Below are 25398 nucleotides of genomic sequence, written 5' to 3' on the forward strand. Positions count from 1 at the left end.
TTCCTTTAGACGTTACGGTTTAACCAAACCATATATTCAGACACACCCTGTGCCACGGTTTTAAACGGTTTGTCATAACCCGCTGCGCGTAATTTTGACAGGTCGGCCTGTGTGTAAGCCTGATAGCGGCCTTTCAATTTGTCAGGGAATGGAATGTATTCAATCTGGCCTTTCTGGTGAAAGTTAAGCACGGCATCGGCCACTTCCTGGAAGGATTCGGCACGGCCTGTTCCGCAGTTATAAATGCCGGAAATCCCATTCTCCCAGCACCACAAATTCACGGACACCACATCATCAACATGGATGAAATCACGTTTGAAGCTGTCGCTGCCTTCAAACAGTTTTGGATTTTCATCATTACTGATCTGCGTGTTCAGATGAAATGCCACGCTTGCCATGCTGCCTTTGTGACCTTCACGCGGGCCGTAAACGTTGAAGTAGCGAAAACCGCATACCGGCGAGGTGGCTTCAGGCAGGATCTGACGAACATAGTGGTCGAACAGCATTTTGGAGTAGCCGTAAACGTTTAGCGGCTGCTCGTACTGACGCTCTTCAATAAAATTCTCGTTACGTCCGCCGTAGGTGGCGGCCGACGACGCGTAAAGGAACGGAATTTCACGCTCCAGACAGAAGTGCAGCAGATCTTTAGAGTACTGATAGTTGTTGTCCATCATGTACTTGCCATCCCACTCAGTGGTGGCTGAGCAGGCACCTTCATGGAAAACCGCTTCAATCGTACCGAGGTCTTCACCGGACATGATGTAGGTCAAAAATTCTTCTTTATCCATGTAATCAGCGATGTCCAGATCGGCAAGATTCACGAACTTGGTGCCATCTTTCAGGTTATCCACGACCAGAATGTCGTTGTGACCGCGATCGTTCAGCGTTTTAACGATATTGCTGCCGATCATTCCTGCGCCACCGGTGACGATAATCATACTGTTACCTTTGAAGTTTTGGGGTGAAACGGGACGTTTCACACGTAATGCTTACATCATAACATTTCATCCCGTCACAGACAGCCAGATGACTCTGTAAGGCGTTACTCATACCTCTTAACGACGTGAACTATGCTGCAAAATTAACATTCTGTTGGTCGATTAAGCGTAGAAAGGCGATATGTTCAGTAATATTTGCCTCATTCCTACCTTATCAGGAGCAGAATAATGCCAGTGCATTTTTACCAACATATCCGACAGCAACTCGACGCCGCCCAGCGTGAAGGTTTATTTAAAAAAGAACGCATCATTACCTCCGCGCAACAGGCGGAGATTGAGGTCGGACATAACCATCCTGTCATTAACTTTTGCGCCAATAACTATCTTGGCCTGGCTAACCATCCAGCCTTAATTCAGGCCGCTAAAGAGGGCATGGATTCACACGGCTTTGGCATGGCGTCGGTGCGCTTTATCTGCGGTACGCAGGATATGCACAAACAACTGGAAAAAAAACTGGCTGACTTTCTTGGCATGGAGGACGCCATTCTTTATTCCTCCTGTTTTGATGCCAACGGTGGGCTGTTTGAAACCTTACTTGGCGCGGAAGATGCCATCATTTCAGATGCGCTTAATCATGCGTCGATTATCGATGGTGTCCGCTTGTGCAAAGCACAGCGCTATCGTTATGCCAACAATGACATGACCCAACTGCGCGCCCGCCTTCAGGAAGCCAGGGATAACGGTGCGCAGACAGTGATGATTGCGACGGATGGTGTGTTTTCAATGGACGGCGTGATCGCCAATCTGAAAGCCATTTGCGATCTGGCAGACGAATATTCAGCGCTGGTCATGGTGGATGATTCCCATGCGGTGGGTTTTGTGGGTAACGCCGGTCGTGGCACCCACGAGTATTGCGAGGTCATGGGCAGGGTAGACATTATCACCGGCACTCTGGGCAAGGCGCTGGGCGGTGCATCGGGCGGATACACCGCGGCAAAAGCAGAGGTAGTGGAATGGCTACGCCAGCGCTCACGACCTTACCTGTTCTCTAACTCCCTGGCACCGGCGATTGTGGCGGCCTCTATTCGCGTACTGGATTTATTAAGCGAAGGCGACGGTCTGCGTCAGCGCCTGTGGGACAACGCACGCTTCTTCCGCGAAAAAATGACATCGGCAGGCTTTACGCTGGCTGGTGCCGATCACGCCATCATTCCCGTCATGCTGGGAGAAGCCAGCGTCGCGCAGGAATTTGCTCAGCTGTTACAACATGAAGGTATCTATGTTACCGGGTTTTTCTATCCGGTTGTGCCAAAAGGTCAGGCGCGAATCCGAACCCAAATTTCAGCAGCACACAGCCAGCAGCAACTGGAAACGGCGGTGGCGGCTTTCACGCGTATTGGTAAACAACTTGGCGTCATCGCCTGAGGATTGACCATGAAAGCACTGGCTAAGTTGAAAAAAGAGCAGGGCATCTGGATGGTGACTGATGCGCCGGTTCCCGAGCCGGGTCATAACGATTTATTGATAAAAATTCGCAAAACCGCCATCTGCGGGACTGACGTACATATCTATAACTGGGACGACTGGTCACGTAAAACGATTCCGGTGCCTATGATTGTCGGCCATGAATATGTGGGCGAGGTCGTCGCTATCGGTCAGGAGGTAAAGGGATTTAACATTGGCGATCGGGTTTCTGGCGAAGGCCACATAACGTGCGGGCACTGTCGCAACTGCCGTGCCGGTCGTACCCATCTGTGTCGCAATACCCAAGGCGTGGGCGTTAACCGGCAAGGGTGTTTTGCTGAATATCTGGTTATTCCCGCCTTTAATGCGTTCAAAATTCCCGACAATATCTCCGACGAACTGGCGGCGATTTTTGATCCTTTCGGCAACGCGGTACATACCGCTTTATCCTTCGACCTGGTCGGGGAAGACGTGCTTATTTCCGGTGCCGGCCCTATCGGTATTATGGCCGCGGCCGTGTGCCGGCATGTCGGTGCGCGTAATGTCGTGATTACCGACATCAATGATTATCGCCTTGAGCTGGCCCGCAAAATGGGTGTAACCCGCGCAGTCAATGTCGCAAAACAAGATCTGCGTGAGGTCATGCAGTCACTGGATATGAAAGAAGGCTTCGACGTGGGATTAGAAATGTCAGGCGCACCACCTGCTTTTCGAACCCTGCTTGAGGTGATGAATCACGGTGGTCGGCTCGCCTTGCTTGGCATTCCTCCCGGAGAAATGGCCATCGACTGGAACCAGGTGATATTCAAAGGGCTGTTTATCAAAGGGATATACGGACGAGAGATGTTTGAAACCTGGTATAAAATGGCCGCACTGATTCAGTCAGGGTTAGATCTTACACCGATCATTACCCATCGTTATGCTATCGATGATTTCCAGCAGGGGTTCGACGAAATGCGCTCAGGGCAGTCGGGAAAAGTGATTTTGAACTGGGCATAATTGAGCCCGTGAGTGCTCATCAAACACAGGGTGAGATGACGTAAGTTTGCGTAGTGTAAATATGCTGCACCCGGTTTAATGCCGGGTGCAGCATATTTCAGAAGAATTCATCGAGCCGGTGATAAAGCGGACTTTCTGTGATGCTTTCTCCAATCACGCCCAGCGCGCGCGTAGCCGGTACGGGCGCCAGCGGCTGCTTCACTTTACATTCACCCGGCGGCTGGAAACCCTGCGATGGCTTGCTGCGTGGCGGAGTGTTAGTCGGCGAGGTGTTGCCGTTGCGCAGCGGCTCATTCAGTAACTGGCCCGGTGTCACCAGGGTGATATCCGCCGGCAAGGAGGGCAACATTTGTTGCAGCACACGCACGGTATTAGGATGCGGATGACCGATCGCAATAGCGTAGCCATCCCGCTGGGCTAGCTTGACTGCCCGGCTAAATTGCTGACGAATCGAATTGATGTCCTGACTGTCATCCAGGAATACGCGGCGCTTGAGTACTCTGACGTGCGTTCCCTGCGCGGCCTGCAGTGACTGGCTGTTACCAATCGTCATGCTGTCGAGGAAATACAGGTTGTACTGATTAAGCACCTGCATGACTTTTTGCATACCGGGCAGGCTGGAAGTCATTTTGCTGCCCATATGATTATTCAGTCCCACCGCATAGGGGACATTATTCACCGCACTCCGAATGATGCGCTCAATTTCCGCGCTGCTCATTTCGGGCGTTAAGGTGTTTTTTTCAAGCGGTTGCTTACTTAACGGTGCCATAGGCAGGTGAATCAGCACTTCACGCCCGCCGTTATGCGCTTTAGTCGCCATCTGGCGGGCATAAGGCGCATCGGGAAGCACGGCAATAGAAATCGCCTGCGGCATTTGCAGTACTTTATTCTCTTCCGTCGGCCGATAGCCGAAATCATCAATAACGATGGCGAGCTTAGCAGCCTGGGCCGCGCAACTGAGCAGCAAGCCGCACAACAACGCGGTGATCTTATGACGATGATGTAGCACTTATTTCCCTAACCACGGAATGGGGTTGACCGCCTTGCCCTGACGTCGGATTTCAAAGTAGAGCGAAGGCGTTCCGCGACCACCGCTGGTGCCGACCAGCGCAACAGGCTGGCCTGCTTTCACTTGGGCACCCACGCTGACCAGCGCACTTTGGTTATAACCATACAGGCTCATATCCCCTTTACCATGCTCGATGACCACGACCAGACCATAACCTTGCAACCAGTCGGCCATCAACACACGACCATCGGCAATGGCTTTGACTTCTGTACCCTCTGGGGCGGCAATGACCAGGCCTTTCCAGCGTAATTCACCCTGCAGCTCCTCGCCAAAGCGATGCTCGACGCGGCCCCGTACTGGCCAGATATCCTGACCGTTGGGGCGGCCCAGTCCACCTGTTCGCGCCATCAGTTCGCGCTCGCTTTGTGTTGGCTGATAGCTGGAGCCTTTGGCTTTAGCCTGCACCTGACGCTGACGCACTTTTTCTGCCTCGCGTGCTTCACGGGCTGCGCGCTCACGGGCTTCACGTTCGGCACGGGCAATTTTATCTTGCAGACGGCTTTCGTTCTGACGCATCTCAACCAGGTCAGCCTGATCTTTCTGCAGCGCACTTTCCAGAGAGGTCAGAGTTTTTTTACGGGCTGCGCTGGCTTGCTGGAGTTTGTCTTGTTGTTCTTGCTGCTGTGTTAACAGCGATTTCTGTTGTTGCTGCTTTTGTTCCAGTGACGCGCGCTGTTGGGCTAATTCCTGACGGGTAGTTTGCAGGGCGGTGATATTTTCCTGGCGTGCGGTATTCAGATAACCAAAGTAAGCCAGAATACGTTCGCTGCGCTGGCTCTCTTCGCCCCCTAACAGGAGTTGCAGGCCTTTATGCTGACCCTGGCGGAAAGCCGCGTCCAACTGTTCTGCAAGCAGTTTTTCCTGTTGAGCCTGCTGTTTCTCAAGGCGGGAAACCGAGGCGGTGACCTGCGTGATTTCACCATTCAGGGCCGACAGGCTGTTACGGGTTTCCCGCAACTGTCGACTTGCCTGAGCAATGATTTTTTCCTGACTCTGCAACTGATTGAGCAACTGACTACGCTGAACTTTTTGCGCTTTTACGCTTTTTTCTTTTTCTGCAATTTCTTGCTGAATAGATTTCAGTTGCGCTTTATTGTCATCCGCAGCCACGCCGGGCACAGGGAAAAGCAACATGCCCGCATAAAGCAGGCTAAAAGACAGGGCGGACAAGCGGGTGAACAACGGCAGGATGCGACCGTTGTAACGAGTCCATGTTGGTAGAACGGTTATCTTTCCCTTCATAGGTCGATGATTATTCCACGATGAACAGTTGCTTACCAGCATTGCCGACCGGCTTTTGCTTTCCCAGAGTGATCCATTTTCATCAGGACAAGGCACCAGCGTCACGTCATTTTTGCCATTCCGCTCATTTTTTTGGAAAATGACGCACAAATCTTCACTCTGTCCGCTTAGCGTCTGTACATGCGAAGTGGCGCAGGTATACTCAGAAGCCTTGTTTTAGCTTATTAGCCCGGTCTGGAGTCGTTACCCCTCATGCAAGAAATTATGCAGTTTGCAAGCAATCACCCCGTCCTGAGTCTGGCATGGGTCGTATTACTTATATTGGTGATTGTGACCACCGTTAAAGGAATGTTCTCTAAAGTAAAAACGATCAGTCGAGGTGAAGCAACCCGACTTATTAACAAAGAGGACGCGGTGGTAGTAGACGTGCGTTCGCGTGACGATTACCGCAAGGGTCATATTTCGGGCGCGATTAATGTGGCTGCCGCAGATATCAAGAAAGGCAGTCTGGGTGAGTTGGAAAAGCACAAAGCACAGCCCATAATTGTGGTATGTGCAACCGGACAAAGCGCAGCCGATCCTGCTGCACATCTGAGTGCGGCCGGATTCAACCAGGTGTCCGTTCTGAAAGACGGTATCAGCGGTTGGAGCGGCGAAAATCTGCCGCTGGTTCGCGGTAAATAATCATCCTGAGGTCCCTATGGCAAACGTTGAGATTTACATTAAAGCAACCTGTCCTTATTGCCACCGGGCAAAAGCGCTACTGAGTCAAAAAGGCGTGGCGTTCCAGGAGATTCCCATCGATGGGGACATGGCAAAACGCGAAGAGATGATTAAGCGCAGTGGTCGGACTACCGTCCCGCAGATTTTTATCGACGGTCAGCATATTGGTGGCTGCGACGATCTGATGGCGCTGAACGATCGTGAAGGTTTAGATCCGTTACTTCAGGCGTAGTTTTACGCCAGACATTTTAACTTACAGGACTTAGTCACATGTCAGAACATAACACTAACGAAATGCAATTCCAGATTCAGCGCGTTTACACGAAAGATATTTCTTTTGAAGCGCCGAACGCGCCACAAGTGTTTCAGAAAGAGTGGGAACCAGACGTTAAGCTGGATCTGGATACTGCTTCTTCGCAGCTGGCTGATGAAGTGTATGAAGTGGTGCTGCGTGTGACCGTAACCGCGACCGTTGGCGAAGAGACCGCTTTCCTGTGTGAAGTTCAGCAGGCCGGTATTTTCACCATCGGCGGCATTGACGGTACTCAGATGGCGCATTGCCTGGGCGCTTACTGTCCGAATATCCTGTTCCCGTATGCCCGTGAATGTATCACCAGCCTTGTTTCCCGTGGAACGTTCCCGCAACTCAACCTTGCGCCAGTGAACTTTGATGCGCTGTTCATGAACTATCTGCAGCAGCAAGGCGAAGAAGGTGCTGCGCAACATCAGGATGCCTGATGAGTACTCACGCTTCGATTAGCGTCATCGGTGCCGGTTCATACGGCACCGCTTTGGCGATTACGCTGGCCCGCAATGGCCATCCGGTGTTGTTGTGGGGCCACAATCCCGCTCATATGGCACAACTGCAGTCCGACCGCTGCAATCTTGCTTTCCTGCCTGATGTTCCTTTTCCCGATAATCTGACTGTTGAACCCGATCTGGCGAGTGTCATCGCTGCCAGCCGCGATCTGCTGGTTGTCGTGCCCAGCCACGTTTTTGGCGATGTGCTGACGCAGATCAAACCCGGTTTGCGCGATGACTCACGCATTGTCTGGGCGACGAAAGGGCTGGAAAAAGAAACCGGTCGTCTGCTGCAGGACGTTGCACGGGAAATCCTGGGTGAGGCGATTCCACTGGCGGTGATCTCCGGCCCAACGTTTGCGAAAGAGTTGGCTGCGGGTTTACCGACGGCGATTGCTCTGGCGGCCACCGATTCACAATTTGCGGATGATTTGCAGGCGCGACTGCACTGCGGCAAAAGCTTTCGCGTATACAGTAATCCCGATTTTATTGGGGTTCAGCTGGGCGGCGCAGTGAAAAACGTGATTGCGATTGGTGCCGGGATGTCAGACGGCATCGGTTTTGGCGCAAACGCCCGAACAGCCTTAATTACCCGCGGACTGGCTGAGATGAGTCGTCTTGGCGCGGCGCTGGGTGCCGATCCGACGACGTTTATGGGCATGGCCGGTCTGGGTGACCTGGTGCTAACCTGTACCGATAATCAGTCGCGAAACCGCCGTTTTGGCATGATGCTCGGACAGGGCGAAGATGTTGATGGTGCGCAGCGCATTATCGGACAAGTTGTAGAAGGTTACAGAAACACCAAAGAAGTCAAAGCACTGGCCGCACGCGTCGGGGTCGAAATGCCGATTACCGAACAGATTTATCAGGTGCTCTATTGCGGAAAACCGGCACGAGATGCAGCATTAAGCCTGCTGGGGCGTTCAAGGAAGGACGAAAACAGTACAAACTAAAGCAGGGAGCCAGGCATCATCACCTGTAGCGCCGGTTAAGGCGCTTTTTTTATCGGGAGAAAACAGCATGTCGTCTGATGAGTTAGAACTGGTCTGGAATAATATCAAGGCAGAAGCACGAGCGCTGGCAGACTGCGAGCCGATGCTGGCCAGCTTTTACCACGCGACATTGCTCAAGCACGAGAATCTTGGCAGTGCCCTGAGCTATATGCTGGCGAATAAACTGGCTAATCCAATTATGCCTGCTATCGCTATTCGTGAAGTGGTCGAAGAAGCATACCGTGAAGATCCCTCAATGATTGCCTCTGCGGCCTGTGATATTCAGGCGGTACGCCTGCGCGATCCCGCGGTTGATAAATATTCCACGCCACTGCTTTATCTGAAAGGATTTCATGCTCTTCAGGCACATCGCATTGGACACTGGCTGTGGAATGAAGGTCGACGCGCCTTAGCGGTATATCTGCAGAACGAAGTGTCTGTCTCGTTTGCCGTGGATATTCATCCGGCTGCAAAAATCGGTCACGGGATCATGCTGGATCATGCGACCGGCATTGTGATCGGTGAGACAGCCGTTGTGGAAAACGATGTCTCAATTTTGCAGTCAGTCACGCTTGGCGGCACCGGTAAAACCAGCGGAGACCGCCATCCGAAAATTCGTGAAGGCGTGATGATTGGTGCTGGTGCAAAAATCCTGGGCAATATCGAGGTAGGGCGCGGTGCCAAAATTGGGGCCGGTTCTGTCGTATTGCAATCTATTCCACCGCATACGACTGCTGCCGGTGTCCCTGCCCGCATCGTCGGTAAGCCCGGCAGTGAAAAGCCGTCAATGGATATGGATCAACACTTTAACGGCAATGGTGCCGGCTTCCAGTTTGGTGATGGTATTTAGGATTTGATCAGTGCGCCAGCATAGTCGAGTTGGCGCCACGCTTCGTACACCACAACCGATACCGCATTAGACAGGTTCATGCTGCGGCTTTCCGCCATCATGGGAATGCGTATTTTTTGCTCTGCAGGCAATGCCTGCAACACCTCTGCAGGTAACCCACGGCTTTCCGGGCCAAACAGCAAATAATCACCTCGCTGATAGCTGACCGCACTGTGTGCCGGTGTGCCTTTCGTGGTTAGCGCAAACAGGCGCCCAGGCTGCTCTGTTGCGAGAAAAGCCGGATAATCAGCATGAAATTTGATGGCGGTAAATTCGTGGTAATCCAGCCCCGCACGGCGAAGACGTTTATCGTCCCAGGCAAAGCCAAGCGGCTCAATCAGGTGGAGCTGGAAACCGGTATTCGCACACAGGCGAATAATATTGCCTGTGTTAGGTGGGATTTCTGGTTCAAATAATACGATGTTAAGCATAAGGCCCCCGATAACGAGGGCCGAAGCATAGCAAATTATTGCCTTGCAGAGGAGTAGAGTGGGAGCCAGATAGTAAGACGCAAGCCACCGAGTGGGCTGTCATCCGCTTTGACCCATCCACGATGTTGCTGTATGGCCGTTTCCACAATCGCCAGCCCCAGACCTGTGCCGCCGGATTCCCTGTCCCGGGCTTCATCCGTTCGGTAGAAAGGGCGGAATATCTGCTCGCGATCTTCCGGGCTCACGCCAGGACCATCGTCATCAACGTGCACCGTAATGCCCGAAATATCAACTGAAAAACTGACGCTGATATGCGTATGTGAGTAGCGTAAAGCATTACGCACAATGTTCTCCAGGGCGCTTTCGAGCGCATGCGGATTACCGTAAAGCGGCCAGGGGCCAGGAGGATAAGGAATCTCCAGGGTTTTGCCCATTTGCTCCGCTTCAAACCTGGCATCTTCCAGCACGTCGTTCCAGAGTTGATTCGCCTTCATGGCTTCACTGACCAGCGCATTCTTGTGCTGCGTTCTCGACAGCACAAGCAGGTCATTAATCATGCCATCCAGTCGCTGAGCTTCCATCTCAATGCGCTCCAGCTCTTTGCCTTCGCCATGACGGCGACGCAGCAGAGCCGTAGCCAGCTGTAATCGCGTCAGTGGCGTACGCAATTCGTGGCTGATATCGGACAGTAAGCGTTGCTGACCGTTCATCATACGTTCCAGCGCACTGACCATCTGGTTGAAGCTGGAACCCGCGGCCAGAAACTCCTGCGGGCCAGATTCCAGTTCTGGATGCTGACGCAGGTTGCCGCTGGCAACTTCATCCGCCGCGTATTTGAGTTTTCGCGCTGGACGCGCCAGGCTCCATGCCAGCCAGAGCAGAAGCGGTGAGCTAATCAGCATGGTAACGATAAGCAACAGCAGAGGCCGGTCAAACAGCAGGTTAATAAAGTCCAGTTGAGAGCTGCTGGCGGGACGGATCAGATAGAGCTGATAATTATCTTCCCCATCGCGTACAGCGAAGGGGCCGACCATCTCGACCCGACCATACTTTTTCTTTTGCGGATGGTCGGCATTATCTGATTGACCGATAAAGTTACGGATAACCTGCATTTCATTATGCTGCGCGCCAATGACCCGGCCTTCGCTGGTGACTAACAGCAAGCGTTGACCGGGCGGTGCCCATTTCTCAATAGCCCGAAATAAGCGCCGCCACCACATCAAATCATTCGGGGGATCGCGCGATAGCTCTGCTTCAACGTGCTGCTCTATCATCGTCCCCTGACGCTGCTCGCTTTCCAGTAGCGCCGTCATCTGACGTGAGTCGAGCTTGGGTACCATGAGCACCAGCATCAATACCAGCGCCAGCGTCAGCCAGAAGATAGCAAAGATGCGGGTAGTCAAACTTCCTATCATGATGCAGAAACCATCAGGTAGCCGCGGCCACGTAAGGTTTTAAACCACGGATGGCCGTCACGGCGTTCGGGAAGCTTACGACGCAGGTTGGAGATGTGCATATCAATGGCGCGGTCAAAAGGCGTAAGGCGCTTACCCAGAACTTCCTGGCTAAGGTGCTCGCGAGAGACAACCTGACCCAAATGCTGTGCCAAAAGATAAAGCAGGGTGAATTCCGTGCCGGTGAGATCCAGCGTTTCACTGTCGAAACTGGCTTCCTGACGACCCGGATTCAGGCGCAGACAGTCAACTTCGAGCGTCGGTGAACTGTTGTCGTGTTGCTGCTGTTGTTCACTCCAGTTCGAGCGGCGCAGGATAGCGCGGATACGCGCGACCAGCTCACGATCGTTGAAGGGTTTTGGCAGATAGTCATCAGCACCCAGTTCAAGGCCCAGCACGCGGTCCAGCTCGCTTCCACGTGCGGTGAGCATAATGACGGGCGTCTGGTATTGCTGGCGTAATTCTTTCAGGGTGTCGATACCGTTTTTCTTCGGCATCATGACGTCCAGTAAAAGCAAATCAATTGAGTTATCGAGCAGGTTCAACGCTTGCTCACCATCACTGGCGACCACGACTTCAAACCCTTCCATTTCTAACAGCTCTTTCAAAAGCGAAGTTAATTCGCGGTCATCATCTACCAACAGGATTTTATTCATTTTTGTAGCCCTCCGCAGGCAAAATAGCGTGTTCCTATGATACCAATCCATCGCTTTACGTACTTTTACACCCCCTGACGGATGTTTGCAGCTGTCGCCGTACACTGGCTATCGTTGAATCGCAAAACAGAACGAACTGGAGTAAACGATGCGCAAATTAACCGCCGTCGTTATTGCCTCAGCGATGGTTCTCTGTAACGCCAGCGCAAGAGCAGCAGAGTCGATGGCGCTTGATGAGGTGCATCACGGCGGATTTACGACAGGCAGTATGACGCAAAATTCGCAAAGTCACATGTTCGACGGCATTGAGTTGACGGAACATCAAAGACAGCAGATGCGTGACCTTATGCAGCAAGCCCGACATGAGCGTCCTGCAACGAACATTGATGATATCGCAGCCATGCATGATCTGGTGACTGCAGATAAATTTAACGAAGCGGCCATCCGCAATAAAGCCGAAGCCATTGCCAGAGTTCAGGTCGAACAGCAGGTTGAGATGGCGCGGGTCCGTAATCAGATGTATCACCTGTTAACGCCCGATCAGCAAGCCGCGTTACAGAAGAATTACGAGCAGCGTTTAAACACATTACGCAAGCTCTCGAATCTGCAGCCAGCATCATCGCTGCAACCCGTGAGTCGTACCAGTAGTAACCAGTAGTGACCAGTAGTAAATAGTATCCCTGTTTTCCTTGCCATAGACACATCCCTGTCTTCCCCCTCATGATGAGGGGGTTTTTTTTATCTGTTATTTATCATTTACGATAAACTTACAATTCCTGCCCCGAACCGGGTAAATATGAAATGCCTTTGGTTTTCTTCCTGTTTTTTATTCATTCCGCTTTTTGCTGCTTTCCCTCATTGCGCATATTTCATTTCTCTTTATGGTTTTCAACTTGCTGATATTTATGTGTTATTTTCGAATTCGATTTAATTTCATTTATATTTCAATTAGCTGGAAATATCCCGTTCCGCTTGCACGTTAATTGCCCCCACCTACACTTAAATTGTCTCAGCATGGACGCCGATGTACTTACGAAATTAACGGAGAGCAGCAACCACATCATGTAGTCCGAATTAATCTATTAACGGAGTAAATTATGGCAGAGCATCGTGGTGGTTCAGGTAATTTCGCAGACAACCCGCAAAAAGCGTCTGAAGCCGGTAAGAAAGGCGGTAAGAGCAGCGGCAATGGCGGCGGCGGCGGTAATTTCAAAAATAACCCCGAAAAAGCCTCCGAAGCGGGCAAGAAAGGCGGCAAAAAGTAACGGCTGCTAAGCACTGAACCAAATCTGCACGTTGATTTGGCGCCTGTCCAGACAGGCAATTCGCCCCGTCTTACATCAGGATGGGGCGAAGTACCAGGCTAATTCCCTTCCGAAATACACCTTCCTCATGACTCTCCATGGCAGTTGAACAGTCAGGCGCGACGCTGCCTATGGTGTTAAACTTATCCCTTCTCTCATTCTGCTTTACGTTCTCAGTAATGATGTCCATGGAGTGATGGCATGCAGGCTTCGTACGGAAAGTTAATACAATCTGCGGCAGTTGCGGCGACGCTGCTTGCTTCCATCCTGTTGATCGTGAAGATTTTTGCCTGGTGGTACACAGGATCGGTGAGTTTGCTGGCAGCGCTGGTGGATTCATTGGTTGATATCGCCGCTTCTCTTACTAACCTGCTGGTGGTGCGTTATTCCTTACAGCCTGCCGATGCGGACCATACGTTTGGTCATGGTAAAGCCGAATCACTGGCGGCACTGGCACAAAGCATGTTTATTTCGGGTTCAGCACTTTTCCTCTTTCTCACCGGTATTCAGCATCTCGCGTCCCCCAATGAACTGCGCTCGCCCGGCATCGGGATCATTGTGACCCTGGTGGCTCTGGTTTCGACGTTATTTCTGGTCACCTTTCAACGCTGGGTCGTGCGAAAAACCCGCAGCCAGGCCATTCGGGCAGATATGCTGCACTATCAGTCCGATGTGTTTATGAACGGCGCTATTCTGGTGGCGCTGATATTAAGCAGCTACGGTTTCACGCGTGCCGATGCGCTGTTTGCGCTCGGCATTGGTGTCTATATTCTTTTTAGTGCATTGCGTATGGGTTATGAGGCGGTACAGTCGTTACTCGACAGAGCCTTACCCGACGAAGAGCGGCAACAAATCATTTCGATTTCATCCAACTGGCCGGGCGTGCAGGGGATACACGATGTGCGAACGCGTCAGTCTGGCCCGACAAAGTTCATCCAGCTTCACGTTGAGCTTGAAGATCAACTACCGCTCGTCCAGGCACATCGTATCGCCGATCAGGTAGAGAAAGCGCTGCGAAAAGCTTTTCCCGGTTCGGACGTCATTATTCATCAGGATCCCTGTTCTGTGGTACCGTTTGAAAAGCAGGATTCTTTTAACTTTTAACTTACATGAATTAAGTTAACAAAATGGAAACGGCATATCGTTAACATTACTGCAAAAAATTAGTGAAAAGTTGTCTGACCTGAATCAATTCAGCCGCAGGCCTTTGATATACTATCTGCCATCATATGTCGCGCTCATCACAATCGTGTTTATCAGCGTTGAACAGGCCGGATTAACCCTTAGCTTTGAACAATCCAGAGGTTGTCATGATCAAAAAAATTGGTGTACTGACCAGCGGCGGTGACGCCCCAGGCATGAACGCAGCCATTCGCGGCGTAGTTCGGTCCGCATTAAGTGAAGGGCTGGAAGTTTTTGGTATCTATGACGGCTATCAGGGTTTGTACGAAGATCGCATGATCAATCTCGACCGTTACAGCGTGTCCGATATGATTAATCGCGGCGGCACTTTTCTGGGTTCAGCGCGCTTTCCTGAGTTTCGTAATGATGATGTTCGCCAGGTGGCCATTGAAAACCTGAAAAAACGCGGTATTGATGCGCTCGTCGTTATTGGCGGAGATGGCTCCTATATGGGGGCGAAGCGACTGACCGAGATGGGTTTCCCCTGTATTGGCCTGCCAGGCACTATCGATAATGATGTTGCCGGTACTGATTACACCATTGGCTACTTTACGGCACTGGAGACGGTGGTTGAAGCCATTGACCGCCTGCGCGATACCTCTTCATCACACCAGCGTATCTCCATCGTCGAAGTGATGGGCCGTTATTGTGGTGATTTGACCCTGGCTGCCGCCATTGCCGGCGGGTGCGAATTTATCGTGTTGCCAGAAATTCCATACACCCGCGAAGAGCTTGTGGCAGAAATTAAAGCCGGTATTGCGAAAGGCAAAAAGCATGCGATTGTTGCCATCACTGAGCACATTTGTGACATCGACGATCTGGCGCGCTTTATTGAGACTGAAACCAAACGCGAAACGCGCGCCACGGTTCTGGGCCACATTCAACGTGGCGGCGCACCTTGTGCCTATGACCGCATTCTGGCGTCACGTATGGGTGCCTATTCCATCGAACTGCTCATGCAGGGCTACGGTGGCCGTTGCGTAGGTATCCAGAACGACAAGATGGTTCATCACGATATCATCGATGCGATTGAGAACATGAAGCGTCCGTTCAAACGTGACTGGATGGATACGGCGAAACAGCTTTACTGATTTTCTCAGCCTTAACGGGCATGCTTAACGGTATGCCCTTACGCCTTTCCTATATTCCCCAAAGTTATAACCGCTTATTTTTAATTCTTTTAGCTCTGAAAAAGTTTATGTCACGCTTGTCCCATAATGAACTGGGAGAGTGCGTAATGAATAAATGGGCCATTGGTATTAGCTTGTTACTGGCATCAGGCAGTGTTCTGGCGAAGGATATCCAGCTGTTAAACGTTTCTTACGATCCCACCCGTGAACTGTATGAGCAATACAACAAGGCCTTCAGTGCGCACTATAAACAGGAAACGGGCGATGACGTGGTGGTCCGCCAGTCGCATGGTGGTTCAGGCAAACAGGCGACATCCGTCATAAACGGCATTCGTGCTGACGTTGTGACGCTGGCGCTGCAGTCTGATATCGATGCTATTGCTGAACGCGGTCGTATTGATAAGAACTGGATTAAGCGTCTGCCGGATAATTCGGCACCTTATACATCCACGATTGTGTTCCTGGTTCGTAAAGGCAACCCCAAAGGGATTCATGACTGGAACGATCTGATTAAACCCGGTGTTTCCGTCATCACGCCTAATCCCAAAACTTCAGGTGGTGCTCGCTGGAATTACCTGGCAGCCTGGGGCTGGGCGCTGGATCACAACAACGGCGATCAGGCAAAAGCACTGAGTTATGTGAAAGCCCTGTTTAAAAATGTCGAAGTACAGGACTCCGGCGCGCGCGGCGCGACCAACACCTTTGTTGAGCGCGGCATCGGTGATGTTCTCATCGCCTGGGAAAATGAGGCGTACCTGGCCGTGAATAAGCTGGGCAAAGACAAATTTGAGATCGTCACCCCAGGCGAGTCTATTCTGGCAGAGCCAACGGTTTCCGTGGTGGATAAGGTGGTTGATGAGAAGGGAACTCGTCCCGTGGCTGAGGCCTATCTGAAGTACCTCTACTCGACCGAGGGACAGACGATTGCCGCCGAAAACTACTATCGTCCGCGCAATGCTGAGGTTGCGAAGAAGTTCGCCAGCACCTTTGCCCCTGTAAAACTGTTTACCGTGGACGACAAATTCGGGGGTTGGGCTAAAGCACAAAAAACCCACTTCGCGGACGGCGGCACCTATGACCAGGTCATGAAGCCGTAACGATTGACTGACACAATCTAAGCCAGCGGAAACGCTGGTTTTTTTATGCGTGACATTCCGGCACTGTCAGGCGAGGATGCTGACTGATTCAGTATGGAGAGGGTAACTATGCAGGCAAATCGTCGGGCCTTCATCATCATTGCGTTTCTGCTGGTGCTTGTCGTGACAGGAATGGGGATAGCTTCCCTTCATGTTAAAGGCAATGCCGATGCGCTTTGGCAGATCGTCAGCGAAAAGTGCGTACCCAATCAGCAGAATAACGGGCAACCCGCGCCTTGCGAGCGAGTCGATCTGCAGCAGCGTTATACACTGCTCAAAGACCGTAACGGCCCCTTGCAATACCTGTTAATTCCCGTTGATAAGATAACCGGCATCGAAAGCCCGCGGTTGCTCAGCACAGCCACACCCAATTTTTTCAGCTTTGCCTGGCAGGACAGAGGCGTAGTGGCGCAGAAATTCGGTTCGCCCATTAAAGACACGGTGCTGTCGCTGGCGATCAATTCCGAATACGGGCGTACCCAAAACCAGCTGCATATTCATATTTCCTGCTTACGGCCCGATGTCCGTCAGCAACTGGATGGACTGGCACCGACTCTCAATGCGCAGTGGAAGGATGTTACCTTTCTGAACCATCACTATATTGTGCGGGTGCTCAGTCAGGCGGAACTGGATCAACAGAGTGTCTTTATCCGGTTAGCGTCTGAAGTCCCGGATGCTAAGAATGCAATGGGGAAATACGGCATGGCACTGACTGGCTTATCCGATGGTCGTCTGGTGCTGATGGCGGTAGAGCGCAACTGGCTTTTGCTGAATAAGGGATCGGCAGAGGAGGTGCAGGATCACGACTGCGCCCTGCTACAACCCATAAAAAAAGCGGCCTGATGAGGCCGCTTATGCTGTGCTTAATCGCCGGTTAGCGTTGTTTAGCCGCCGCAGCGGCTTTAACGATCACGGCAAACGCATCGGCTTTCAGTGATGCGCCACCAACCAGTGCACCGTCGATGTCCGGCTGAGTAAACAGCTCGGCAGCATTTTTATCGTTAACTGAACCACCGTACTGAATAATCACTTGCTCAGCGATGGCAGCATCTTTTTTGGCAATATGGTCACGAATAAATTTGTGAACCGCCTGCGCCTGAGCAGGAGTGGCTGACTTCCCGGTACCGATCGCCCATACCGGCTCGTAAGCGATGACCGCGTCTTTAAATGCTTCAGCGCCTTGAGTGGTCAGCACGGCATCAAGCTGACGTGCACAGACTTCTTCCGTTTTGCCCGCTTCGTTTTCTGCTTCGGTTTCACCGATGCAAAGAACCGGCACCAGGCCCGTCGCTTTCAACACGGCATATTTTTTCGCAATGAACTCGTCACTCTCTTTATGATAAGTGCGACGTTCTGAGTGACCAATGATGATGTATTTCGCGCCAATATCTTTCAGCATTTCAGCGGACACTTCGCCGGTGAATGCGCCAGAGAGGTTCACATCAACGTTTTGAGCACCCAGTGCGATGTGGCTACCGGAGATGGCATGTTTCGCCTGATCAAGATAGAGCGCGGGCGGGGCGATAGCAACGCCACAACCCTCAACGCCCGACAGTTCTTTACGCAGACCGTCGATCAGTTCGGCTGTCATATGCTTGCTGCCATTCAACTTCCAGTTACCCATAACCAGTGGATGTCGCATTCTATCCTCCGCATAACGCGATACATGAAATGGCGCTGCCCCGGGGCAACGTTGTCTGCCAGACAGTATAGAGATCAAATAACGTCGTGGCTTTGCTTTTCGTCATTTTTGCCCCGACCATCAGGGCGCGGCGAGCGCAAGTTTTACCGGCTCAATGGCAAAGGTTAATCCTTTATCCCCGTTGTCGGAAACCACAAAACGCAGTGCACCTTCAACGTGCTCGTAGTATCGTGAGCCTTTGCCCGATTTAAGCAGCGTTTCCAGCTTTTTACGTCCCTCTTCTGGCGTGAGTCCCGGCACAAAAAAACGTAACAGAGCGGTCATATAATCCATGGCTTTGGCCTGGGACGCACTCTGATCAGGGCCCGGTACCGGGAGCCAGGTGATCTGCAGCGTTTTAATTTTACCCGTGCCAGGCTCAAGCGCCGTGGAAGAGTAAAGCGTTTCGTTAATCTTGGTGGCTGCCCGCGTCAGATCGGTTTTTTCATCGCGGGAATCAATGGCGCGGTACTCCAGCAGCGGCAGTTGTGGATTCGCCAGATTATATTTTTCACGAAACTGGCCGATAGTCATATCCAGCGTGGGCGCACCCGTTAACAGGTAGGGCGCGGTAGGCATATGTTCTGCCTTGTCGAGGGGTGGCGGATCGGCAGCAAAAACCGGAACCGTTAGCGCAAGACTCAGCAACAGTACGCCTGGCAAATTCTTCATGTTGTCGGCCCTGACCAATAAACTCGATATCAAATTAGAACGGTTTTTACCTTCAAGGTCAAAAGCGTGCAGCGTAAAATTTTGTCTGGAGGAAGGTGCATGATATTACAGCAATGGTTTTTCTCTTTTCGGGGCCGCATCGGGCGCCGGGATTTCTGGCTCTGGCAGGCGATCTGGTTACTGTTAACCAGCGTGCTGTTTTTTCTGGCCGGTAACGATCTGGTAGATACACAAATGGCCGCGTTTGGCATCGTGTGTTTATTGTGGCCCGCCAGCGCCATCCTGGTTAAGCGCCTGCACGATCGCGATCGCCGGGGTTATTGGGCGCTGTTACTGATTGCCGCCTGGCTGCTGATGGCGGGCAACTGGAGCATGACCGGCGATATCCTGCAGTGGGTGATCGGGCGCGTGCTGCCTTTTATCATTCTGGCAGGATTCATTCTGGACCTTGGCGTGTTTCGTGGCACCGCCGGCGATAACCGCTTTGGTGCCACGCCGGTGCCTTTACGTCTGAAACGTGCGAGTTACCAGTAGTTCTCACTGGTGATATGACCGGGCTTGCGCTTGAGGTGCTTGCGCATGCCACGTGTCTCTTTCAACAACTGCTGCGTGTCACGTACCATCTGCGGGTTGCCGCAGACCATCACGTGGCTGGTTTCTGCCTCTATAGGTAAACCGGCCGCCCGCTCCAGCTCGCCACTTTCGATTAATGCCGGCACACGACCGGTCAATGAGCCCATACTTTCTTCACGGCTGACGACCGTAATCACCTGCAGCTTGCCGTTGTAGATTTGCTGAAGTTGCTGCATGAGAGGCAAAAAGCTGAGGTCGGCTGCGTAACGCGCGGCATGCACTAACACGATGTTATCGAAGCGATCCAGACCGTCGCCCTGCTGCAAAATCGACAGATAAGGACCGACGGCCGTACCGGTTGCCAGCATCCATAAGGTCTGACAGTCCGGCACTTCATCCAGGATAAAAAAGCCTGCAGCATCTTTGGTAATCATGACCTGCTCACCGGGACGCAGCGCCTGAAGATGGGGGCTTAGCTTACCGTCAGGCACGGTGACTAAGTAGAACTCAAGCAGGTCGTCATTCGGTGCATTGACGTAAGAGTAGGCACGTTGCACGCGTTCGCCCTCGATCTCCAGCGCCAGCTTTGCATACTGGCCAGCGCTAAACGGAGCAATGGGGGCCTTAATCCGCAGGCTAAACAGCGCGTCGGTCCAGTTTTTCACTTCCTTTACTTGAGCATTGATCCACTCGGCCATGGTTACTCCTTCAGCGTTGAATCGTCAGGCGAATAAGCATCTTCTCTACTGCACTGGCAGATTACCAGTCTGTCAGGCTGCAAAGGCTCTAATCGACAAACTGTATTGTTAAGTTTACAACCTGGTAGCCATTATTGACGTGAATTGAACACTCACTTTTCATTAATGACTCGCTTTGTCATGAAATCCTGATATTTTCCTGCCACAACCCGTTTCAGCCGTTATTTGTGCTGCTTAAACGTTCATGTTCATACAGACCTTTTGTTCAATCATGATGAAAAAAATAGAAAATCGTCCGTTGCTGGTCATGCTCATTGCGCTGGTTGCAGTAGGGCAAATGGCGCAGACCATCTACGTGCCCGCCATGGCGGCGATGGCGGATGCGCTGCAGGTGCGTAATGGCATGATGCAGCATGTGATGGCGGCGTATTTAATCACCTATGGCGGATCGCAGCTGATCTACGGACCGCTGTCTGACAGCGTTGGACGTCGCCCGGTGATCCTGGCAGGAATGGCGATCTTTATGATCGGCTCGATCACCGCCATGATGGCCTCGTCGCTGGATATGCTGGTGCTCGGCAGTGCGATTCAGGGCGCGGGCACCGGCGTGGCTGGCGTGATGGCGCGTACTATGCCGCGCGACCTCTATAACGGTCATGCCTTACGTCAGGCGAACAGCTGGCTCAACATGGGCGTGCTCGCCAGCCCCTTAGTCGCACCGGTTATTGGCGCGCTGTTAACGCAGCTGTTTGGCTGGCATGCCTGTTTCGCTTTTCTGCTGGTGCTGTGTCTGATCGTGACGATTGCTATGGCGCGCTGGCTACCGGAAACGCGCCCCGTCACTACCGAAGTCACGCCGTTCTTTACGCGCTATATCCGGTTGTTACGCGATGCGAATTTCGTTCGCTATCTGCTGCTGTTGGTTGGCGCGCTGTCGGGCATTGCCGTATTTGAGGCCAGCTGTGGCGTACTTCTCGGTGGCGTGCTTGGCCTGAACAGTTTCACCGTGAGTATTTTGTTTATCTTGCCTATCCCGGCCGCCTTCTTTGGTGCCTGGTTCGCCGGGCGCGAGCAGCGTTCCTGGCACAGCCTGATGTGGTTTGGGGTAAACAGTTGCCTGCTGGCGGCGGTGCTCATGTGGGTACCGGCCTGGTTTGGCATCATGACTATCTGGACACTGTTGGTACCGGCATCGCTGTTCTTCTTTGGTGCGGGTATGTTGTTTCCCCTGGCGACATCCGGCGCAATGGAACCTTATGCCTGGCTGGCAGGAAGCGCGGGCGCATTGATTGGTGGTCTGCAGAACCTGGGTTCCGGGCTGGTGGCTTCGCTGTCGGCGCTCATGCCACAGCGCGATCAGTTCAGCCTTGGCATGCTGATGTTTATTACTGCCCTGGTGATGTTGCTATGCTGGCTCCCGCTTTCACGGCAGCCAGCCGGCGAAAATCATGCGGTTACAGGATAAAGGGATGCAGTGCGGGATCTTTGCGGTCAAGATAATGCACTGACTGGATGCGGCGAATCGTGCGCGATTTGCCGCGAATTAACAGGGTTTCGCTGGTGGCCATATTGCCCTGACGGGTAATGCCTTTCAGCAGGTCGCCGCTGGTGATGCCGGTGGCGGCAAAGATCACGTTATCGTTACGCGCCATCGCCTGGAGTGGCAGCACCTTGCCGGCTTCAATCCCCATGCCAGCACAACGCTTCAGCTCATATTCCCCAATCCGCCGGTTCTCTTCGCTGTCACCTTTTACATCATGCCGGGCCAGTAATCTGCCCTGCATATCCCCATCCAGCGCACGAATCACCGCAGCGGACACCACGCCTTCAGGCGCACCGCCAATGCCGTACATCACGTCAACTTCACTGTCGGGCATACAGGTAAGAATGGAGGCCGCCACGTCCCCATCCGGGAAAGCGAATATCCGTACGCCCAGCTGCTTAAGCTGTTGGATAACGGCGTCATGGCGCGGCTTTGCCAGAATGGACACGGTGAGCTGTGACAACGGTTTATTCATGGCGATGGCAATATTGCGCAGGTTGATCTCAAGCGGCAGATCCAGATTGATATGACCGCGCGCCGCCGGGCCGACGATAAGCTTCTCCATATACATGTCAGGCGCATGAAGAAAACTGCCTCTGTCACCGACAGCCATAACGGCAAGTGCATTCGCCTGTCCCATGGCCGTCATACGGGTGCCTTCAATAGGATCAACGGCAATATCCACCGCATCGCCCTGGCCGGTACCGACTTTTTCGCCGATGTAGAGCATCGGGGCTTCATCAATTTCCCCTTCGCCAATCACAATCTGGCCGTCGATCTGGATGGTATTTAAAACATGGCGCATGGCGTGGACGGCTGCACCGTCGGCTTCATTCTTGTCGCCGCGCCCTAACCATTTATAACCAGCCAGTGCAGCAGCTTCGGTTACGCGGGAAAATTCAATGGCAAGTTCTCGTTTCATTGCATGTACCTGACAAAAAACAGGCTGGCAGTTTAGCGGAGGGAGGAGGCGGGGAAAAGACCCGCGACGGTGGACGTCGCGGGCGTAGTGCGTATTACTCTTGTTCTTCCCACGCTTGCGCGCGAGCAACCGCTTTCTTCCAGCCAGCATAACGGAAGTTACGCTCTGTGGTTTCCAGTGTTGGACGGAATTCGCGCTCAATAACGGCTTTGGCGCGGACTTCTTCCAGATCCTGCCAGAAGCCCACGGCCAGACCCGCCAGATACGCGGCACCCAGTGCAGTCACTTCACGCACTTCAGGGCGCTCAACGCGTGTACCAAGAATGTCTGACTGGAACTGCATCAGGAAGTTGTTGGCAACCGCACCACCGTCCACACGCAGTGCCTGCAGGCGCGTGTTGGCATCATTCTGCATGGCTTCCAGGACGTCACGCGTTTGGTAAGCAATGGACTCCAGCGTTGCACGGATGATGTGGTTAGCATTGGCACCACGAGTCAGGCCGAACAGCGCGCCACGTGCATAGGGGTCCCAGTAAGGTGCGCCCAGGCCGGTGAAGGCGGGAACCATATACACACCGTTAGAATCTTTCACTTTCATTGCAAAGTATTCAGAGTCAGCGGAATCGCTGATCAGCTTCATCTCATCGCGAAGCCACTGAATGGCCGCGCCACCGATAAAGACCGCGCCTTCCAGTGCGTAGTTGACTTCGCCACGTGGACCGCAGGCGATAGTCGTCAGCAGGCCATGCGTTGAGGTAACCGCTTCGGTACCGGTATTCATCAGCATAAAGCAGCCGGTGCCGTAGGTGTTTTTCGCCATACCCGGCTGGACACACAACTGGCCGTAAAGCGCCGCCTGCTGGTCGCCTGCAATACCCGCGATAGGAATACGCGTACCGCCTTTACCACCGATGTTCGTCTGCCCGTAAACCTCAGACGAGGATTTCACTTCTGGCAGCATCTCACGCGGAATATCAAGGATCTCCAGCATGCGCTCATCCCACTCAAGCTTATGGATGTTGAACAGCATGGTACGTGAGGCGTTGGTGTAATCGGTGATATGGACGCGGCCCTGGGTCATCTTCCACACCAGCCAGGTGTCAACCGTACCAAACAGCAGCTCGCCACGTTTTGCACGATCACGCGCGCCTTCAACGTTATCCAGAATCCACTTAACTTTGGTGCCGGAGAAGTAAGGGTTAATCACCAGACCGGTGGTTTTCTGAATATACTCTTCCAGACCTTCTTTCTTCAGCTTATTACAGTAGTCAGCAGTACGCGGGTCCTGCCAGACGATGGCGTTGTAGACCGGCTTACCGGTTTCTTTATCCCAGACAATGGCGGTTTCACGTTGGTTCGTAATACCAATGGCCGCAATTTCATCAGAACGAATATCGGCATGGGCCAGGACTTCAACCAGTGTAGAACTCTGTGATGCCCAGATATCCATTGGGTCGTGCTCTACCCAGCCCGCTTTCGGATAGATTTGGGTAAATTCGCGTTGCGATACCGCCACAATGTTCGCGTCATGATCCAGCACAACAGCACGTGAACTGGTAGTGCCCTGATCGAGAGCGACGATGTATTTTTTATCGGTGGTAGTCATAAATTCATTCCTGATGATAAAAAGTGGAACTTACGCTTTACGTTCATGCGCGGACGCAATCGGTTTGTCACTGGTTGGTGTGGCGATCACCGCACCCGGTAAATGGCGGCCAATCAGGGCGCGATAACCAAAGGCACCCAGGCAAGCACCGACCAGTGGGCCAAAAATTGGCACAAGGAAATAAGGAATCTGATGACCGCCAGTGAAGGCAATGGTGCCCCAGCCAGCCAGCCACTCAAATACTTTCGGACCGAAGTCACGTGCCGGGTTAAGGGCAAAGCCGGTCAGGGGACCCATAGAGCCGCCAATAACGGCAACCAGAAGGCCAATCAACAGCGGTGCCATCGGGCCACGCGGTACGCCATTGCCATCATCGGTCAGGGCCATAATCACGGACATCAAGACAGCAGTGATCACCATCTCTACCAGGAAGGCCTGACCTACGCCAATCTGTGGATTAGGGTAGGTAGAAAAAATGCCCGCCAGGCTCAGGCTTTCAACTGAACCCCGTACCATGTTATGACTTTGTTCGAAATTGATAAACAAGCTGTAGTAAAGTCCGTAAACCAGCGCCGCGCCACAGAAGGCACCCGCAACCTGAGACAGGATATAAGGCAATACCTTACGACCTTCGAAATTCGCGAAAAGGCAGAGTGCGACAGTAACGGCGGGGTTGAGATGGGCACCTGACACACCTGCGCTGAGGTAAACCGCCATAGAAACGGCCAGCCCCCAGATGATACAGATTTCCCATTGGCCAAACGTGGCACCAGCCAGCTTAAGCGCGGCAACGCAACCCGCGCCAAAAAACAGGATCAAACCGGTACCCAGAAATTCGGCAATACACTGACCTTTGAGTGTGGTTGTAGTCTGACTCATGATAGTTGTTCCTGAAGCGAGGTTAAATTTTATCAGTTTTTGTTCTCATTCCTTGAGCCGCCCATCTTTAATGTAGGGCTGATGTTAATTTATCGTTAACGAGCATAAACGAGAAATAGCGAAATCGATTTTTGTGTGGTCTGTCAAAAAAATGCGCGTTTTCGCGTGTTTTGGTTTTCCTTAAGCGCCATTCAGGCCGTTTTCAGCAGCGTTATTCCGGCTTCGCTAAGCAAACGTACGGAAAAGGAACATTTTAGGGATAGGCTGAAAAATGTTACTGACGGCGGTCTGCAGGCCCGCGTTGCTGGACTTGCGTGATGAGGCTACATACAATCGGGACAACGTTGCTGGTAAACGCCTTTTGTGCGAAAGCTGGCATCATCAACGCCTTGCAGGATTTTAGGAGAGGTCAGA

Annotated in this window: 27 protein-coding genes; 15 read left to right on the forward strand and 12 right to left on the reverse strand. The window is 52.5% G+C overall.

Annotation, left to right across the window (positions count from 1 at the left end; all coding sequences use genetic code 11):
* Nucleotides 1–5: 5 nt before the first annotated feature.
* The gene (gene rfaD / locus QNH99_RS00795) at nt 6–938 is read right to left on the reverse strand and encodes an ADP-glyceromanno-heptose 6-epimerase (RefSeq protein WP_241568466.1); all 933 of its coding nucleotides are present in this window, start codon (nt 936–938) and stop codon (nt 6–8) included.
* A gap of 228 nt (nt 939–1166) precedes the next feature.
* On the opposite strand from rfaD, the gene QNH99_RS00800 reads away from it, so the two are divergent.
* Nucleotides 1167–2363 carry a glycine C-acetyltransferase gene (locus QNH99_RS00800; protein ID WP_063877702.1) on the forward strand — a complete coding sequence of 399 codons (1197 nt, stop codon included), beginning with the start codon at nt 1167–1169 and terminating at the stop codon, nt 2361–2363.
* 9 nt (nt 2364–2372) lie between these two features.
* Nucleotides 2373–3401, forward strand: coding sequence for an L-threonine 3-dehydrogenase (gene tdh, locus QNH99_RS00805; RefSeq protein WP_063877701.1), 1029 nt, complete (start codon nt 2373–2375; stop codon nt 3399–3401).
* Nucleotides 3402–3498: 97 nt separating this feature from the next.
* On the opposite strand, the gene QNH99_RS00810 is transcribed toward tdh, so the two are convergent.
* Entirely contained in the window at nt 3499–4410 is a 912-nt protein-coding gene (locus QNH99_RS00810; protein WP_410517200.1) for a divergent polysaccharide deacetylase family protein, read from the reverse strand.
* On the reverse strand, nt 4411–5712 hold the full coding sequence (envC, locus tag QNH99_RS00815) for a murein hydrolase activator EnvC (protein ID WP_109718224.1): 1302 nt from the start codon (nt 5710–5712) through the stop codon (nt 4411–4413).
* Nucleotides 5713–5964: 252 nt separating this feature from the next.
* On the opposite strand from envC, the gene QNH99_RS00820 reads away from it, so the two are divergent.
* The 5 genes from QNH99_RS00820 to cysE all read left to right on the forward strand — a co-directional run bounded on the left by QNH99_RS00820 (nt 5965) and on the right by cysE (nt 9078).
* Nucleotides 5965–6396 (forward strand): rhodanese-like domain-containing protein, encoded by a 432-nt coding sequence (locus QNH99_RS00820; protein ID WP_096011105.1) that lies wholly within the window; start codon nt 5965–5967, stop codon nt 6394–6396.
* A gap of 16 nt (nt 6397–6412) precedes the next feature.
* Entirely contained in the window at nt 6413–6667 is a 255-nt protein-coding gene (gene grxC / locus QNH99_RS00825) for a glutaredoxin 3 (RefSeq protein ID WP_063877698.1), read from the forward strand.
* A gap of 38 nt (nt 6668–6705) precedes the next feature.
* Nucleotides 6706–7173 (forward strand): protein-export chaperone SecB, encoded by a 468-nt coding sequence (gene secB, locus QNH99_RS00830; protein WP_109718199.1) that lies wholly within the window; start codon nt 6706–6708, stop codon nt 7171–7173.
* Entirely contained in the window at nt 7173–8189 is a 1017-nt protein-coding gene (gpsA, locus tag QNH99_RS00835; RefSeq protein ID WP_181377168.1) for an NAD(P)H-dependent glycerol-3-phosphate dehydrogenase, read from the forward strand. Before secB ends, gpsA begins: the two co-directional genes overlap by 1 nt.
* 67 nt (nt 8190–8256) lie before the next feature.
* The gene (gene cysE / locus QNH99_RS00840) at nt 8257–9078 is read left to right on the forward strand and encodes a serine O-acetyltransferase (protein ID WP_063877695.1); all 822 of its coding nucleotides are present in this window, start codon (nt 8257–8259) and stop codon (nt 9076–9078) included.
* Here cysE and trmL read toward each other — a convergent pair.
* Genes trmL through cpxR form a run of 3 tightly spaced genes read right to left on the reverse strand, consistent with a single transcriptional unit; the run spans nt 9075 to nt 11658 of the window.
* The gene (gene trmL / locus QNH99_RS00845) at nt 9075–9548 is read right to left on the reverse strand and encodes a tRNA (uridine(34)/cytosine(34)/5-carboxymethylaminomethyluridine(34)-2'-O)-methyltransferase TrmL (RefSeq protein WP_063877694.1); all 474 of its coding nucleotides are present in this window, start codon (nt 9546–9548) and stop codon (nt 9075–9077) included. The genes cysE and trmL overlap by 4 nt on opposite strands.
* Before the next feature lie 35 nt (nt 9549–9583).
* On the reverse strand, nt 9584–10963 hold the full coding sequence (gene cpxA, locus QNH99_RS00850) for an envelope stress sensor histidine kinase CpxA (protein ID WP_063877693.1): 1380 nt from the start codon (nt 10961–10963) through the stop codon (nt 9584–9586).
* Nucleotides 10960–11658 carry an envelope stress response regulator transcription factor CpxR gene (gene cpxR / locus QNH99_RS00855; RefSeq protein ID WP_063877692.1) on the reverse strand — a complete coding sequence of 233 codons (699 nt, stop codon included), beginning with the start codon at nt 11656–11658 and terminating at the stop codon, nt 10960–10962. The genes cpxA and cpxR overlap by 4 nt, the downstream gene beginning before the upstream one ends.
* 148 nt (nt 11659–11806) lie before the next feature.
* Here cpxR and cpxP point away from each other — a divergent pair, with 148 nt between their 5' ends.
* The 6 genes from cpxP to QNH99_RS00885 all read left to right on the forward strand — a co-directional run bounded on the left by cpxP (nt 11807) and on the right by QNH99_RS00885 (nt 17253).
* On the forward strand, nt 11807–12316 hold the full coding sequence (gene cpxP, locus QNH99_RS00860) for a cell-envelope stress modulator CpxP (protein ID WP_096011102.1): 510 nt from the start codon (nt 11807–11809) through the stop codon (nt 12314–12316).
* A 439-nt stretch (nt 12317–12755) separates the two neighbouring features.
* The gene (locus QNH99_RS00865) at nt 12756–12923 is read left to right on the forward strand and encodes a KGG domain-containing protein (RefSeq protein WP_109718197.1); all 168 of its coding nucleotides are present in this window, start codon (nt 12756–12758) and stop codon (nt 12921–12923) included.
* Between the two features lie 240 nt (nt 12924–13163).
* Nucleotides 13164–14066 carry a CDF family cation-efflux transporter FieF gene (fieF, locus tag QNH99_RS00870; protein ID WP_063877690.1) on the forward strand — a complete coding sequence of 301 codons (903 nt, stop codon included), beginning with the start codon at nt 13164–13166 and terminating at the stop codon, nt 14064–14066.
* A 206-nt stretch (nt 14067–14272) separates the two neighbouring features.
* The gene (gene pfkA / locus QNH99_RS00875; RefSeq protein ID WP_006121288.1) at nt 14273–15235 is read left to right on the forward strand and encodes a 6-phosphofructokinase; all 963 of its coding nucleotides are present in this window, start codon (nt 14273–14275) and stop codon (nt 15233–15235) included.
* Nucleotides 15236–15381: 146 nt separating this feature from the next.
* Entirely contained in the window at nt 15382–16371 is a 990-nt protein-coding gene (locus QNH99_RS00880) for a sulfate ABC transporter substrate-binding protein (RefSeq protein ID WP_096011136.1), read from the forward strand.
* A gap of 108 nt (nt 16372–16479) precedes the next feature.
* On the forward strand, nt 16480–17253 hold the full coding sequence (locus QNH99_RS00885; RefSeq protein ID WP_283379236.1) for a CDP-diacylglycerol diphosphatase: 774 nt from the start codon (nt 16480–16482) through the stop codon (nt 17251–17253).
* Nucleotides 17254–17284: 31 nt separating this feature from the next.
* On the opposite strand, the gene tpiA is transcribed toward QNH99_RS00885, so the two are convergent.
* Both tpiA and QNH99_RS00895 read right to left on the reverse strand, forming a co-directional pair.
* Nucleotides 17285–18052, reverse strand: a complete 768-nt coding sequence (tpiA, locus tag QNH99_RS00890) for a triose-phosphate isomerase (protein WP_063877688.1) — start codon at nt 18050–18052, stop codon at nt 17285–17287.
* A gap of 120 nt (nt 18053–18172) precedes the next feature.
* Nucleotides 18173–18763, reverse strand: coding sequence for a DUF1454 family protein (locus QNH99_RS00895; protein ID WP_096011100.1), 591 nt, complete (start codon nt 18761–18763; stop codon nt 18173–18175).
* A 99-nt stretch (nt 18764–18862) separates the two neighbouring features.
* Here QNH99_RS00895 and QNH99_RS00900 point away from each other — a divergent pair, with 99 nt between their 5' ends.
* The gene (locus QNH99_RS00900) at nt 18863–19297 is read left to right on the forward strand and encodes a DUF805 domain-containing protein (RefSeq protein WP_063877686.1); all 435 of its coding nucleotides are present in this window, start codon (nt 18863–18865) and stop codon (nt 19295–19297) included.
* On the opposite strand, the gene fpr is transcribed toward QNH99_RS00900, so the two are convergent.
* Nucleotides 19288–20034 carry a ferredoxin--NADP(+) reductase gene (fpr, locus tag QNH99_RS00905; protein WP_096011098.1) on the reverse strand — a complete coding sequence of 249 codons (747 nt, stop codon included), beginning with the start codon at nt 20032–20034 and terminating at the stop codon, nt 19288–19290. The genes QNH99_RS00900 and fpr overlap by 10 nt on opposite strands.
* Nucleotides 20035–20305: 271 nt before the next feature.
* Here fpr and emrD point away from each other — a divergent pair, with 271 nt between their 5' ends.
* Nucleotides 20306–21499: a multidrug efflux MFS transporter EmrD gene (gene emrD / locus QNH99_RS00910; protein WP_063877684.1), complete on the forward strand. Its 1194-nt coding sequence runs from the start codon at nt 20306–20308 to the stop codon at nt 21497–21499.
* On the opposite strand, the gene glpX is transcribed toward emrD, so the two are convergent.
* The 3 genes from glpX to QNH99_RS00925 all read right to left on the reverse strand — a co-directional run bounded on the left by glpX (nt 21489) and on the right by QNH99_RS00925 (nt 24984).
* Complete coding sequence (glpX, locus tag QNH99_RS00915; RefSeq protein ID WP_063877683.1) at nt 21489–22499, reverse strand: class II fructose-bisphosphatase; 1011 nt, start codon at nt 22497–22499, stop codon at nt 21489–21491. The genes emrD and glpX overlap by 11 nt on opposite strands.
* 94 nt (nt 22500–22593) lie before the next feature.
* Nucleotides 22594–24105 carry a glycerol kinase GlpK gene (gene glpK, locus QNH99_RS00920; RefSeq protein ID WP_109718192.1) on the reverse strand — a complete coding sequence of 504 codons (1512 nt, stop codon included), beginning with the start codon at nt 24103–24105 and terminating at the stop codon, nt 22594–22596.
* A 30-nt stretch (nt 24106–24135) separates the two neighbouring features.
* Nucleotides 24136–24984, reverse strand: a complete 849-nt coding sequence (locus tag QNH99_RS00925; RefSeq protein ID WP_063877681.1) for an MIP/aquaporin family protein — start codon at nt 24982–24984, stop codon at nt 24136–24138.
* Nucleotides 24985–25398 lie beyond the last annotated feature (414 nt).

The sequence above is a fragment of the Pantoea allii genome, from assembly GCF_046529425.1.
Lineage (GTDB): Bacteria > Pseudomonadota > Gammaproteobacteria > Enterobacterales > Enterobacteriaceae > Pantoea > Pantoea allii.